The organism is Pseudoalteromonas sp. (genome assembly GCF_018402495.1).
Taxonomy (GTDB): domain Bacteria; phylum Pseudomonadota; class Gammaproteobacteria; order Enterobacterales; family Alteromonadaceae; genus Pseudoalteromonas.
Genome location: NZ_JAGYIU010000002.1, coordinates 166467 through 181284 on the forward strand (window position 1 = coordinate 166467; position 14818 = coordinate 181284).

Consider the following 14818-nt stretch of genomic DNA (forward strand, 5'->3'; position numbering starts at 1 on the left):
TTAATTAAACCTATATTACTACTAGATTAATTGATTTTTTAATACCTTTTGTCTTTAGTGATATAACTCGATTTAAACCACCACGGCTCTATACAACGTATAAAGGAAAGTACATTGTACTAATCGCAGCAGTAACTACACTTTTATCTATGTAATTGTACTTGAAACTTAGCGTTACTAGCGCTACTCTAAACGAGGTGGTCTGACCTCTATTAAGGAATTAGCAATGACACTCATATTCACACTCGGTTTAATCGCACTGCTTAGCATTGCGCTTTACCACAGAGCGAGTTGGAACACAGCACTTGGTGTTTCTGCCGCAACATTATTAATTGGTACCTTTGCAGGTGCTTTTGGTTTAATAAGCTGGTTGATTTTTTTAATCATCGCAGTGCCTCTTTCCGTTACTGGCGTTCGTCAGCAGTATATTATCAAGCCTATCTTTAAGGTATTCAAAAAAGTAACGCCAACTATGTCTGACACAGAAAAGTCAGCTATTGATGCCGGCACAACTTGGTGGGAAGCCGATTTATTTTGTGGTAACCCAGACTGGAAAAAACTGCACCAGTACCCAGTACCTAAATTAACTATTGAAGAACAAGCGTTTATAGACGGCCCTGTTGAGGTTGTATGTAGCATGCTGGACGATTGGGAAGCGACTCATGAGCTAACTGATCTTCCTCAAGATGTATGGCAATACCTAAAAGATAACAAATTCTTTGCCATGATCATTAAAAAGGAATATGGCGGCTTAGAATTTTCTGCATTTGCACAATCATGTGTACTGCAAAAGCTAACCAGTAAATCAACATTGCTGTCGTCTATTGTTGGTGTACCTAACTCGTTAGGCCCAGGTGAATTATTACAGCACTACGGTACTGAAGATCAAAAAAATCATTACCTGCCTCGTTTAGCGAGTGGCCAAGAAATCCCGTGTTTTGCACTTACTTCTCCAGAAGCAGGTTCTGATGCAAGCGCAATTCCAGACTACGGTGTAGTGTGTAAAGGCCAATGGAATGGTGAAGAGGTTGTGGGTGTCAGCCTTACATGGAACAAACGTTATATTACACTTGCACCAGTGGCGACGGTTCTTGGTTTAGCCTTCAAACTACAAGACCCTGATGGCCTATTGAGCGATGTTAAAGAGCCAGGCATTACCTGTGCGCTTATTCCAACAGATACCCCTGGGGTAGAAATTGGTCGTCGTCACTTTCCGCTTAATGTGCCGTTCCAAAATGGCCCTACTCGCGGTAAAGATATTTTCGTCCCCCTTGATTACATTATTGGAGGTCCAGAAATGGCTGGCCAAGGCTGGCGTATGCTGGTTGAATGTTTATCAGTGGGTCGTGCAATCACATTGCCGTCAAACTCAGCCGGTGGTATTAAAATGATTGCCACTGCAACGGGTGCTTATAGCCGTATTCGTCGTCAATTCCGTTTACCTATTGGTAAAATGGAAGGGGTTGAAGAGTCAATGGCAAAACTTGCTGGTTATGCATATAGCTCTGATGCAGCTGTTAGCATGTCTACAGGCGCGGTTGATTTAGGTGAAAAGCCTTCGGTTATTTCTGCCATCGTTAAATACCACCTAACAGAGCAAATGCGCGATGCAACCATTCATGCAATGGATGTACTTGGCGGTAAAGGGATCATGCTTGGGCCAAATAACTATTTGGGTCGTGGCTATCAAGGTGCACCTATTGCCATTACTGTTGAAGGTGCAAACATCTTGACCCGTAATATGATTATTTATGGTCAAGGTGCAATTCGTTGTCATCCATTTGTACTTACCGAGCTAGGTGCGTGTGAAATTGAAGACCGCGAAGAAGCGCTGAATGTATTTGATAAAGCGCTCATGGGCCACATTGGCTTTACTATGTCTAACTTAGTACGCACTAAATGGCTTGCACTTACTGGCGCTCGCTTTACTAGCGTGCCATACAAAGACGAAACAGCTGAGTTTTACCGTATAGCTTCACGCTTTAGTGCATCACTTGCGCTGATGTCAGATATTAGCATGGCAGTATTTGGTGGTTCTCTTAAACGTAAAGAACGTATTTCAGCACGTTTAGGCGACTTATTAAGTTACCTTTATTTAGTATCTGCAACGCTAAAACGTTACAACGACGAAGGCCGTAAAAAAGAAGATTTTGCATTGGTTCAATGGAGCTGTCAGGATCACCTTTACCACTGCCAGCGTGCACTTGCTGATTTAATCAATAACATGCCGTCGGCTCCACTACGTGGTGTTTTAAAAGTATTGTTATTCCCGTTTGGTCGTCCGGTTCGTAAACCTACTGACAAACTAGAACATAAATTAGCGCAAATTTTACAAGTGCCCAGTGAAACGCGTAATCGTTTAGCTAGTTACGTATACCTAACTAATGAGCCGCTTAACCTTGTAGGGCGTCAAGAGCAAACGCTTAAAGACGTACTAGAAGTAGAGCCATTGTTTGAGCGTGTATGTAAAGAGAAAGGCGTTAAATTGCCATTCTTCCAACTAGATAAAGTGGCGCAAATGGGGCTAGAAGCGGGCATTTTAAGCCAAGCTGAAGCTGATAAGTTAGCAGCTGTTGAACAAGCTCGCTTAGACGTTATTAACGTTGACGACTTTGACCCTGCCGATTTACTTGCCGGCAAGGCAGCGCGTAACAGCGTTTCTAAAAAGGCCAATGCTGCTTAATTCATGTTTTGTAAAGTGAGAGCAGCAACCCTGTTGTAATTAGCCAAACCAGCGCATAATGCGCTGGTTTTTTTGTGCAAGGTAAACCTGTAATACACACCACATATTTCCAATGACAAATAATACAATATGAGTGTAACCAAAAATAACGCTATAACTTATTGTGGCGACTAAAAACAGCAATATGCTAGATAAAAACTGGCTGATATAAAAGGCGCGTTCTTGCTCGCATGTTTTAAAAAATAATCGATACTGCTCATACACCCTACCGCAATCAAATTGCAATGAGCTACTAAAAAGCACAATAAAAGCCATGGCCAATACCGCAAATATGGGCACTAAATCAGCACGTTCGTTTATTAGCGTAGCATATGCCATAAATACAGATAAAAGTAGCGACACACGCCAAACAAGTACCCAGCTATGGTTTAGTAAATAACAACACCAAAAGCCAAATAATGAACTTACTGCAATTCGCCCGTTGATATTAACCACGGGAACAAAAAGACTCAGCGCAAACAATAAAGCAAAGCCCATATGATAAGTGAGCGATTGTATATGAATAGGAACACACACTAATATCGCGCTAAACAAAAAGCCATAACCCAACGCGCTGGGTTTGTATAAACACAAAATGCCCAAGCTAAACTGCAGCAACATAAATACAATAAAATGCGGTACTTCAACCCATTGTGACAGCGATAAATCCAGTGCAATTAATACACTGGCTATTAGCCATGCATTACTGAGCGTTAATAATTTAATATCGATTAAATATAACCAAACTGATCGCGCAATAGTGCGCTGAAATAACCGCTGGTAACTATTTTTAATCGCTGATTTCATTGCGCTAAGCATCACACTTTGTAGTAACAAATAAAACAACGCCATTTGTGCGCTGTATTGAGATGCTGCGCTACTGTCTATAATTTTCCCTAAACCTAAAAAAAGTAGCAATATCAACCCCAATACTGACGAGCCTAACACCACTAAAAATAACAACCCGAAGCTTTTTAGTTGTAACAATAATTGCTTAAGCTCTAGCTGATAAGCTAAATACCGGTAACCCATAAATACTCTATATTGGGTTAATAAGTGTTTACTAAAAGCAATATTCATAACGAGATGCACTCAAAGCCATGTTCAACAAATGGCGCAGGCTCGTGGCAAGTAATAATAATTTGCCCGTTTGGTTTATCTGCTAAGTAAGCGTCAAGTAAGGAGAGTAAATATTGGATACTTGCCTGATCAAGCGCTGCGCTAGGCTCATCAAGTAATAGATAAGGTGCTTTGCGCATTAATGCTAAAATTAACTGGCACTTTTTTTGATTGCCAGATGACAATGCATCAAAACGCGTATTAAGGAATTCACTAAAATTAAAACCGCTAATAATGGCATCAGGCCATGGGCAACCCAGTGTATTAACAGATAAATGCATAATTTGCTGGGCAGTTAAAAACTCGGGTAACGCAATACGGTCAGTAGCAATAGCGACCTGCTTACCTAACTCTTTAGGTATTTTCCCTGCAAATAAAAATGTGCCACTTTGCGGCTTTTCAAGCCCCGCTAGCATCATAAGTAACGTAGTTTTACCTTGACCATTAGGTGCATCAATACACACTTTTTGGCTGCTAAACACTTTGTTGTAATCGCGGTAAATTACGTTGTCAGAAAACTGCTTATTTAGGCCAATCACTTCAATCATAAAATATCCCTTTAAATTAGCATGGCATTATAAGTAATTTTTTATGCAGAATAAAACCATTGAAATCGCTTTTGAAACAACACTAAAGATAAAAATAGCCCCACTCCTTAATAGTAATAGATCTTTGTTATACCAATTGCATTAAATTAGTGATCTATTATAGCGACAAAGAAATAAGTCGATAACAAGGCGAAAATTATGATACATAGTTGTTCTATATAAATAATTTTTAACGCAGGTAACGGATTATTTAATACGCTAGAATGATCATGTTTTAATAAAATTGGTATTAGCAAAGGTGAAAAAGTTTAAGAAGCTCTGAAACCACCTCTGTCATCAACAGCAACTTACCCTACCGTTTTGACACTAAAGACAAGTTTTAACAGCTACGGTGTTATGGCTTAGCCTCAAGCCAATATAAACTGTTTTAAAAGATAATTTGAATTTTGATAACACGTAAAGCTGCGAACTTAACTAAAAATTAAACTATGAGTTTTTTAATTCAAGCCTATTGGGGTTTGCTTATTGACTGTGACCGACTAGCGAATAGCCAAAATATGTTTTATTCAAAGATTTGATAAGCTTGTTATTGAGGAAATAACAAGTGGCGGAGTGGACGGGACTCGAACCCGCGACCCCCGGCGTGACAGGCCGGTATTCTAACCAACTGAACTACCACTCCGCAGAGATATCTTTTTACTTGTCATTACTTAATTTGTTGGCGGAGTGGACGGGACTCGAACCCGCGACCCCCGGCGTGACAGGCCGGTATTCTAACCAACTGAACTACCACTCCAGCGTATATTTAAACTGTTATTTTTCTTATTGGCGGAGCGGACGGGACTCGAACCCGCGACCCCCGGCGTGACAGGCCGGTATTCTAACCAACTGAACTACCACTCCATAATAAGAATATGTTTTACAACCATATGTTGTGTAAGTGTTGGCGGAGTGGACGGGACTCGAACCCGCGACCCCCGGCGTGACAGGCCGGTATTCTAACCAACTGAACTACCACTCCAGCTTTACTTACAAATTGTCGAAAATTGGCGGAGTGGACGGGACTCGAACCCGCGACCCCCGGCGTGACAGGCCGGTATTCTAACCAACTGAACTACCACTCCACATTTTCGTTGCTATCTGAGTGTCCCCTGACAGCGGCGTGAATAATACGAACCAGCCCCTACTTCGTCAAGGGCTTTTTTGTTTTTTTACAGGTTTTTTAGTCATCTGACATCGAAAGGTTTAAAATTTCACCTGTTTTGTCATTTTTTGAGCCGTTTTCTGCATCAGCTGTTTTTTGCTGATCAGCTTTATTTGTATCGGTTACTGTTTTTTTCTTTAAAAAAGCAAAGTTTAATTTAAGTTTTATTGGCTTTCTCTGTACAAAAATACGAATACATAGCCAACCAATTAATAAAATGGCCAAGTTTCCACCGATAATTAAACTTACCATTACACCGGTTGACATTGTTTTTGGCTTAGTAACAGGAGGTGTGATATTTTCTAGCTTGGTTACACTGACTACGGGAATTTCTGGAATAACTTCAATCGGTCTTTCTATTTCAAATAAATAAGTGGGCAACGTAGCCACAAACTCTCTGTCATTCACTGTTGAGCCAAACACAGAAATTTCAATATTATAACGTCCCCAGCCGTGATCTTGTAAAGCCAGTTCTCTGGTTGCTGTGCTGTTAGTATCTAAATAAAATATTTGCTCTTCGTTATTGGGATAATAAATTTTCCCTTGCATGATCACGGTTTCAGGCTTTAATAACTTTTCATCAATATTTATAGTAATACGGTGATCATCTCCTTCCACTGTTGCTTCAAGTGGGGTGAAACTAAAAGGCGGTTCATGCACAACAATAGTGTCTTGAACGACACGCCTCTCCAATACATCAGTAGTAATATAAAGCTCTGGCCGCCACTCTCCAGGGGTAAAATTTAAGGTAAACTCTCCGGTAAATACACCATCGTTGGCACTTTCATCAAACCCATAGCCATCGTCTTTAAATTCAGCAACTTGTTGTATACCCGCACCAAAGTTTTCAAAATTTTCATTATTGGTGCTCACAAAACTCACATTGAGCGATACCGCATCGTTGAATAGATTGGCGTCAATAGGCTTGCCATCATTTAAAAGCTTACCGGTTACCTTTATCGTTTCTCCCTGAAATAGTAGTTCAGGTAATGGCTCAACCTCAAGCGAAAGCTCACCAACAACAACTATGCGACTCTCTGGCATTATTTGGCCAATCACTTGCCATGGGCCAGGCATAGGGTTACGAATAACTACTAAATCGTAATTTAATTCGTCGTACCAATCTAGGCTGGTGTTTCTTACCGCATTCGTTGCAAAGTATTTAGTACCATCGGGTCTAACTAAAATAACGGCAGGCGAGCCTGGACGCCTAAAAAACATTAATGTTATTTCATCAATTTTATCATCAATACGAAAACGGTTATCAAGTAGCGGTATTTCATTTTGCTTACCGCTGCCTTTTAACTCTTCAACTTGTTTAATGCTGTGCGCCTCGGGAGTGAAACACACGACAATTAAATACAGTGAAACTATTAATAGCGTTTTCATAATAATGCCTATTCAGCGCGCCATAAACAATGGCCGCCCTCTTTTTGTACAATATCTAAACGCGTTTGATGTGCGCTTTGCTCTGTATCACTTGCTTTTATAACTACCAACGGGGCTCTATCACTAGTTAAGCGCCTAATTCCCCCTTTTTGATCTTCACTTGAGTCATCTTTATTTTGATTAAGATTTAGTTTTACTTGGCCCCCGGTCATTGCCAAGTAAACATCGGCTAAGATTTCTGAATCCAGTAATGCGCCGTGTAGCGTACGCTTAGTGTTATCAACATCGTAGCGACGGCACAATGCATCTAGGTTGTTCTTTTGTCCTGGGTGCAAGTCACGGGCCATTTTAAGGGTATCAAGTACCCCACAAAAACTATGGGTATTTTGATAACCCTGATTTAATAACGCAAATTCATTATCCATATGACCAATATCAAACGGCGCATTATGAATAACTAGCTCAGCTCCTTTAATATAGTCAAAAAACTCTTGGGCAATATCACGATAAAGCGGTTTGTCGCGTAAAAATTCGTTGGTAATACCGTGAACATCGATTGCTTCTTCTTCAATGCTGCGTTGTGGATTTATGTAAACGTGAAAATTATTGCCGGTTAACCGGCGATTCATTAGCTCCACACAGCCTATCTCAATGATACGATGCCCTTGTTTAGGGTCGATGCCGGTGGTTTCTGTATCTAAAACTATTTGTCTGCGTGCCATATCGAATTAAGCCTGACTCTGGTATCTTTCTATAATCACTTTATTGTACATAATATCAAGGTAAAACAGTGCAAAAAACCGTAGAGATTTACACCGATGGTTCGTGTTTAGGTAATCCAGGCCCCGGTGGTTATGGTATTTTTATGATTTATGAAGCCCATGAAAAAAAATTAAGCCAAGGTTACAAACTCACAACAAACAACCGCATGGAAATGCTCGCAGCCATTGTTGCGCTAGAATCACTTAATCGTTCATGCCCTGTTACCCTGACTACCGATAGCCAATACGTAAAACAAGGCATTGAGTCGTGGATCACCAATTGGAAAAAACGGGGTTGGCAAACTGCGGCTAAAAAACCAGTAAAAAATGTCGACTTATGGAAACGTCTCGATAAAGCCTGCGCCGAGCACGACGTTACCTGGAAATGGGTAAAAGGTCATAGTGGCCATAAATATAATGAAATTGTTGATGATTTAGCCCGTGATGCAGCCAGTAGTAACACTTTAATTGATGATGAAGGTTACCAACCGTAACCCTAAACCATCGTGCTATTTTTTATTTTGCTGATAATGTTGTTTTGAGGTCTGCCTAAGCCCTCCCCCTTTTATTGGCACAAATTGTGGTCGTGCATGCCACTTTGGTTTTATTGGCGTAAGTGGCGCAACACGCTTTCGTGCCACCAGCAAATACACACTGCCCATAGGCTTTAAATATTGCTTAGTAAAGCTGCGCCAAAACGCAAACCGCGACAACCGGTTACCACGCGCCAACGACGAGTAAATAAAGCGCTCATCGGCCACAATTTCAAATCCGAGCAAATTTAGCCAATCTTTTACCCGTGCGGGAGTAAAAAAGCGTCCTGTCCACGGTAATTTTTGACGGCTAAATGGCAATAATTGCGCTAATCCACAAAAGCTAAACGGATTAAACCCTGTAATTGCTATATAACCACCAGGAATAAGCGTGCGATGAGCCTCTCGCAATATATGATGCGGATCGGAATGATACTCTAAACAATGGCTCATAATGCAAGCATCTATACTGTGCTCATAAAAGGGAAGCTCGTCTATATCAGCCACTACGCCAGTGCAAGGGCCCGGCTCTGCAACGCACACTTGATGTTTAATGGTACTTTTACTGGTATCTAACTCGCCACTTAAATTACCCAGTTTAAGCATATGATAGCCAAACATGCGTGGTAACCACGGTGATAATTTACGCTCTATACCACAACGTAAATAATCACCATGCGGAAACTGCTGCCATGACAACGGTTTAGGACCTTCTTGGAAACTAAGGGCTGGTTTCATTATATAAGCTCGTTATAATACAAATTAAATACCACTTTATAGAGCAACGACACATGGTGCAAGTCAAAGCAATTAAAGCCTTTTCTGATAACTACATTTGGTGCTTAACCACTGAGCACAACAATCAAGCGTGGGTGGTAGACCCTGGGCAATCAGCGCCGGTTTTTGAGTATTTAGCACAACACAGTCTAACTCTTGGCGGTATTTTAATTACCCATCATCATTATGATCATACTGATGGCGTAGCAAAATTAGTAAAGCAATATCCAAATATCGCGGTTTACGGCCCTCGTAATAGTCCATTCGAAGGAATAACAGACCCTTTAAATGAAGGCCAAACAATTACCGTATTAAACACCCCATTTGAGATTATTGCTACGCCAGGCCATACCCTTGATCACATTTGTTATGTTAATGATGCACTTGCCTTTACTGGCGACACATTATTTAGCGGTGGTTGCGGACGTTTATTTGAAGGCACGCCTGAACAAATGTGGCATTCCTTTAATAAACTTAGCGCACTACCGAGTGATTGCAAAGTGTATTGCACTCATGAATACACCCAAGCGAATTTGGCGTTTGCAAAAGCGGTTGAGCCACGAAACCCTGAACTACTCGCCTACAGTGAACAGGTTGATCACTTACGTAATGAAGATGAAATAACGTTGCCAAGTACCATAGGCAATGAGCTAAAAATTAATCCTTTTATGCGTAGTAATTTGCCAAACATTACAGAATTAATACCAAAAGAATATTGTTTAGTTACAAAAAACAATGAACCTTGGGAAAACTTTGCTAGTCTGAGAAAGTTCAAAGATCATTTTTAATTAAGGCCTGTTGCTCTCTTAAGGTTAAACATGCGCTAGCAACAACAATAATAAAACGATTAGTTAACAAACAATAAGTTAACATTTTCTAATCATATTTGTTTGGAACTTTTAACGGTCATAAGTGGCAATGTTGACTCATTATGGGTAGTATTCGCCGAGTTTTTTACCCTATGTATTGGTATTTATGAATAAATCTCCTCTTTTATTGGTCTTAGCGATGACGCTAAGCGGTTGTCAAACACTGACAACGTTAAACACAGATTCACAAAATCAGGCACAAGACCAACTTGAAGGCGCAAGCCCAAACGATATTAGCACGGCGCTGATGATGAATGCGCAATATCAACAAGTGAACGATATCGAAGAGGAAGCCCCTGTGTTTGACGATGTTTGGGAGCGTATTCGTTACCAATTATCTATCGATATTCCCCAAAATCGCCCAGTGGTCGCTGAGCGTAACTATTATGCGCGCCATCAAGCATACTTAGATCGTATTTCTAAACGTGCTGAGCCGTATTTGCATTTTATTGTTGAAGAAATTGAAAAGCGTGAAATGCCAATCGAAATTGCACTATTACCCATAGTAGAAAGTGCGTTTGACCCATACGGCTACTCACACCGCACCGCATCGGGTATTTGGCAATTTATGCCAGCAACCGGCGAGCGTTTTGATTTAAAACAAAACTGGTGGTATGACGGCCGTCGCGACATTGTGCAATCAACTCGCGCAGCGCTTGATTATCTCTCATACTTACACAAAACCCTTGAGGGTGACTGGCTGAACGCAATTGCAGCTTATAACTCAGGTGAAGGCCGCTTACTGCGTGCGATTAAAAAGAATCGTAAAAAGCATTTACCTACCGATTTTTGGTCACTTGATTTACCTCGTGAAACCACTGCCTACGTGCCTAAATTATTAGCATTAGCCGATTTATTAAAGCGCGCTGATGATTTTAATGTGTCGTGGAAGCCTATTATTAACGCACAAGTGGTTGAAGTGGTTAATATTGAGTCACAAATTGATTTAGCGCTGGCAGCCGACATGGCTGACATGACTCTCACCGAGCTATACAGACTAAACCCTGGATTTAACCGCTGGGCAACAGACCCTGATGGCCCACACTTTTTATTAATACCCACCGATAAAGTAGAGCAATTTACAGAAAAACTGGCTGTAACTGACATTAAAAATCGCCTTCGCTGGCAACAATACAAAGTTAAAAAAGGTGATAGCCTGTCGGTGATTGCCAGTAAATTTACCACTAGCACCAATGCAATAAAGTCATTAAATAAGCTTGATTCAAACGTAATTCGTGTTGGCCAACAAATTTTAGTACCGCTAACTGATGGTAAAATTAACAGTGAACATTTACCTCAGCAAGTACGCGCGGCCGCTAATAAAAGTTTGCGTACTAAGCTCTCACACACTGTAAAAAGTGGCGACACATTGTGGGACATAAGCCGCGAATACGATGTCACTATGGGTGAATTAGCTAAGTGGAATAAGCTGAAGAAAAATGCAGTGCTGCGTTTAAATCAAAAATTGGTTGTTTATAAATCAGCAAATAAGCCTAAAGAGTCAGCGAATAACACCAACCGCACTATTACTTATAAAGTGCGTCGAGGTGATTCATTAGCGCGTATAGCCTCTAAGTTTAATTTAAACGTGAGCGATATAATTAAATGGAATGACTTGGCTGGACAAAAATACTTACAGCCAGGCCAAAAGCTTAAACTCAAGGTCGATGTGAGAAGTAGCTAATAAACATATCCAATAAATAAAAAAAGAGCGCATGCGCTCTTTTTTTATTTGGCTTAGCTTACAATGCCCAAAGGCTGTGCGGTTTGCCATGCTCCGCGAGTAAAATCGGGAATATCTATTGAGCGGCTACGCTCACTCACAGATTGGGCTGATAACGGCGAAATGACCGACCATGCCGCCCCATCATAAACATCTTGATCTAGCGGTTCGCCATTTCTTAAGCAGTAAATCATCCGCCAAAACATTAAAAAGTCCATGCCACCGTGGCCACCATTGCGCTGCGCCTCTTCACCCATTTTTGTCCATAAGGGATGGTCGTACTGCTCATACCATCCGCTCATATCATAATCCCACTCATGAAAACTTTTTGAGCCACCAGTTTCAAGGGCAATACGATTAGGGAAACCTGCAAACACGCCATTCGTGCCTTGTATTAAGTTATGTCGTGAGTACGGTCGAGGGGTTGTCGTATCGTGCTGCACCATAATACTACGCCCTTTGAGAGTTTTAATCAGCGTCGTGTTCATGTCACCAGCAATATAATTGAGCTGGTTACGGGGATGATCGGCAGCAAACTCACGTTGCGCATAGGCGCTTCGGCCAAGTGAAGGTGAGCTCATTGAGGTTAAAAAATCGAACCGATCGCCACGATTTATATTCATGTATTGCGATACCGGCCCTAATCCATGCGTAGGATATAAATTACCGTCACGTCTTGCATGCCACTGCGTTCGCCATGAGCCTGTTTTGTGCTCAAGCTCTTTCATTTGCCAGCGCAGTTCATGAATATACGCCGCTTCGCCATGTAACAGCTCCCCAAATACACCTTGGCGTACCATGTTTAATACCATTAACTCGTCGCGGCCGTAGTTAACATTTTCCATCATCATGCAGTTTTTTTGCGTACGCTCTGCGGTATCGACAATTTGCCACATTTCATCAACAGTCAGTGCCAGAGGCACTTCAACAAAAGCATGTTTTGCGCTGTTCATGGTATCGATAGCCATTGGCGCATGCCATGCCCATGGTGTTGAAATAATCACAATATCAATGTCTTGTCGTTCGAGCATTTGTTGATAAGCGCGCTCACTGCCACTATACAATGCAGGCTTTGCCACCCCCTTATCAACTAAATAACTAGCGGCACGTTCTAAAACCTCTGTATGAGTATCGCAAATAGCCACTATTTGAGTGCCTTCAATATGGCTCATACGCTTTACATGGCCATACCCGCGCTGACCCACACCAATAAACCCTATTCTAACCACATCCATTTTAGGTGCGACCAAACCGATAACGGAGCGCCCTTGTTGCATGGGCGCGCTAGTATGAACACTGCCACTAGATGCACAGCCACTAACTACACCCGCAGCGGCAGCCACACTGGCTGCCTTTAAAAAGTCTCGACGATTAAATTGCTTCATTTAGCTTATTCCTTTTGTTGTTGTTTTTAACTTACCTAAAGGCGATTAATGGGTAAAGAGCCAAAGAGGCAGCCTGCATGAAAATAAGTTTAAAATAGATAATAATTCACATTGTGTCGTTATTTGGCGTTATTGTTAGGGGGAAATTATTCTTTTTAAGTTATTATGTTTTATATAAAAACCATCACATTTTTTTAGTTATTGTACTAACCGGTTGCTCAGAGCCTGCAACCCCCACTTCCTCGCTTGAAAACAGCCCAGGGGTTAGTTTAAAAAATATAAAACAACATATTAAAACCCTTGCCTCTGATGACTTTGAAGGTCGCGGTCCATTAACATTGGGTGAAGTAAAAACCGTTGGCTATTTGAGTGAACAATACAAAGCCATAGGGTTAACTGGTGCCTATAACGGTGATTTTTTACATCCGGTTAAAATGGCCATGATCACCGCAGATCAAAACATGCAATTGACCATGGGTGATTTAAGCTTTAAAGCGGGTAAAGACTTTACTGCTCGTACTAAACAATTACAGCCTGTTATTGATGTTCGCAATTCTGATGTGGTCTTTGTCGGTTATGGTATAAATGCCCCTGAATATAACTGGAACGACTACGCCAATATTGATGTAACCGGTAAAACCGTTATTGTGCTGGTAAATGATCCGGGCTTTGCCACTCAAGACGATACGTTATTTACTGGTAATGCCATGACTTATTATGGTCGTTGGACTTATAAATATGAAGAAGCCGCGCGCCAAGGCGCTAAAGCGGTATTTATTGTTCACGAAACAGCTCCTGCCGCATACCCTTGGGGGGTAGTTGAAAGCTCAAATACCGGCACTAAATACAGTCTAATGGATAACAACCTCAATGCATCTGAATTGCCCGTTATGGGCTGGCTAACACTCGATGCCACCGAGCAAATATTTGCATCAGCACACTTAAATTACCAACAATTAAAGCAACAAGCACTTAGTGAGCAATTTCAAGCTAAAGCGTTGAATTTAAAAGCAACCCTTGCATTTAAAAACGAAGTGTCACATGCAAAATCACATAATGTGGTCGCAAAAATCACAGGCAGTGAAAGCCCAGATGAATACATCGTTATTAGTGCCCATTGGGATCACTTTGGCACTAAACAAACCGACAGCGGTCCTAAAATTTATAATGGCGCCGTTGATAACGCATCAGGCACCGCGGCCACCATTGAGATTGCTCGTATAATGCAAAAAATGCATCAGCAAACACCGTTTAAACGCTCGATTATTTTTGCCAACTTCACCGCCGAAGAAACCGGTTTAATTGGTTCAGCGCAGTTTGCCTCTGGTGACGTGATCCCAACAAAGGATATGGTTGCCCTACTAAATATTGATGGGATGAACGTACTCGATAGCACCGACTATATTTTACAGTACGGTAAAGACCTCTCGACTATGGAACACTATTTAGCTAAAGCCGCAAACGCGCAAGGACGTCAAGTTAAACTGGATCCTCGTGCGCAAAATGGCTTATTTTTTAGATCGGATCATTTTTCACTCGCCAAACAAGGTGTGCCAAGCTTACTGTTTATGAGCTTAGGTGATACCGATCCTGACTACATCACTCATAAATACCATAAAGAAGCTGACGATTACTCAGCTGATTGGTCATTAGGTGGGGTAAAACAAGATGTAGAACTGATTGTTGATATAGCCTCACAACTGGCGAATAACGGTGATTGGCCAAAATGGACAAGCGAGTCTGACTTTAAAGCCAAACGCACCGCTGACAAACAATAAATACAATTAA

Annotated in this window: 11 protein-coding genes and 5 tRNA genes; 5 read left to right on the top strand and 11 right to left on the bottom strand. The window is 41.3% G+C overall.

Annotated features, from left to right (window positions below):
- The first annotated feature begins 226 nt into the window (after window positions 1-226).
- The gene (gene fadE / locus KG708_RS06280; protein ID WP_213608600.1) at window positions 227-2683 is read left to right on the top strand and encodes an acyl-CoA dehydrogenase FadE; all 2457 of its coding nucleotides are present in this window, start codon (window positions 227-229) and stop codon (window positions 2681-2683) included.
- A gap of 39 nt (window positions 2684-2722) precedes the next feature.
- On the opposite strand, the gene KG708_RS06285 is transcribed toward fadE, so the two are convergent.
- The 9 genes from KG708_RS06285 to dnaQ all read right to left on the bottom strand — a co-directional run bounded on the left by KG708_RS06285 (window position 2723) and on the right by dnaQ (window position 7704).
- On the bottom strand, window positions 2723-3802 hold the full coding sequence (locus KG708_RS06285; protein ID WP_301003324.1) for a DUF6136 family protein: 1080 nt from the start codon (window positions 3800-3802) through the stop codon (window positions 2723-2725).
- Window positions 3799-4389, bottom strand: coding sequence for an ATP-binding cassette domain-containing protein (locus KG708_RS06290; RefSeq protein ID WP_213608601.1), 591 nt, complete (start codon window positions 4387-4389; stop codon window positions 3799-3801). The genes KG708_RS06285 and KG708_RS06290 overlap by 4 nt, the downstream gene beginning before the upstream one ends.
- A 605-nt stretch (window positions 4390-4994) precedes the next feature.
- Window positions 4995-5071, bottom strand: a tRNA-Asp gene (locus KG708_RS06295).
- 37 nt (window positions 5072-5108) lie between these two features.
- Window positions 5109-5185: transfer RNA gene (locus KG708_RS06300), tRNA-Asp, on the bottom strand.
- Window positions 5186-5215: 30 nt separating this feature from the next.
- Window positions 5216-5292: transfer RNA gene (locus tag KG708_RS06305), tRNA-Asp, on the bottom strand.
- A 41-nt stretch (window positions 5293-5333) separates the two neighbouring features.
- A tRNA-Asp gene (locus tag KG708_RS06310) sits at window positions 5334-5410 on the bottom strand.
- Window positions 5411-5436: 26 nt separating this feature from the next.
- Window positions 5437-5513: transfer RNA gene (locus tag KG708_RS06315), tRNA-Asp, on the bottom strand.
- Between the two features lie 98 nt (window positions 5514-5611).
- A complete protein-coding gene (locus KG708_RS06320; RefSeq protein ID WP_213608602.1) occupies window positions 5612-6982 on the bottom strand; it encodes a TIGR03503 family protein in 1371 nt (456 codons plus the stop codon).
- Window positions 6983-6990: 8 nt separating this feature from the next.
- Window positions 6991-7704, bottom strand: a complete 714-nt coding sequence (gene dnaQ, locus KG708_RS06325; RefSeq protein WP_213608603.1) for a DNA polymerase III subunit epsilon — start codon at window positions 7702-7704, stop codon at window positions 6991-6993.
- Between the two features lie 68 nt (window positions 7705-7772).
- Between dnaQ and rnhA the strand changes: the two genes are divergently transcribed.
- Complete coding sequence (gene rnhA, locus KG708_RS06330; protein ID WP_213608604.1) at window positions 7773-8237, top strand: ribonuclease HI; 465 nt, start codon at window positions 7773-7775, stop codon at window positions 8235-8237.
- Window positions 8238-8252: 15 nt separating this feature from the next.
- Here the strand turns inward: rnhA and KG708_RS06335 are convergent, their stop codons facing one another.
- Window positions 8253-9014: a class I SAM-dependent methyltransferase gene (locus KG708_RS06335; protein ID WP_213608605.1), complete on the bottom strand. Its 762-nt coding sequence runs from the start codon at window positions 9012-9014 to the stop codon at window positions 8253-8255.
- A gap of 53 nt (window positions 9015-9067) precedes the next feature.
- Here KG708_RS06335 and gloB point away from each other — a divergent pair, with 53 nt between their 5' ends.
- On the top strand, window positions 9068-9841 hold the full coding sequence (gloB, locus tag KG708_RS06340) for a hydroxyacylglutathione hydrolase (protein WP_213608606.1): 774 nt from the start codon (window positions 9068-9070) through the stop codon (window positions 9839-9841).
- Window positions 9842-10028: 187 nt separating this feature from the next.
- On the top strand, window positions 10029-11606 hold the full coding sequence (locus KG708_RS06345; RefSeq protein WP_213608607.1) for a LysM peptidoglycan-binding domain-containing protein: 1578 nt from the start codon (window positions 10029-10031) through the stop codon (window positions 11604-11606).
- Window positions 11607-11659: 53 nt separating this feature from the next.
- Here the strand turns inward: KG708_RS06345 and KG708_RS06350 are convergent, their stop codons facing one another.
- Window positions 11660-13030 (bottom strand): Gfo/Idh/MocA family oxidoreductase, encoded by a 1371-nt coding sequence (locus tag KG708_RS06350; RefSeq protein WP_213608608.1) that lies wholly within the window; start codon window positions 13028-13030, stop codon window positions 11660-11662.
- Window positions 13031-13218: 188 nt separating this feature from the next.
- On the opposite strand from KG708_RS06350, the gene KG708_RS06355 reads away from it, so the two are divergent.
- Entirely contained in the window at window positions 13219-14808 is a 1590-nt protein-coding gene (locus tag KG708_RS06355; RefSeq protein WP_213609315.1) for a M28 family peptidase, read from the top strand.
- Window positions 14809-14818: the final 10 nt, after the last annotated feature.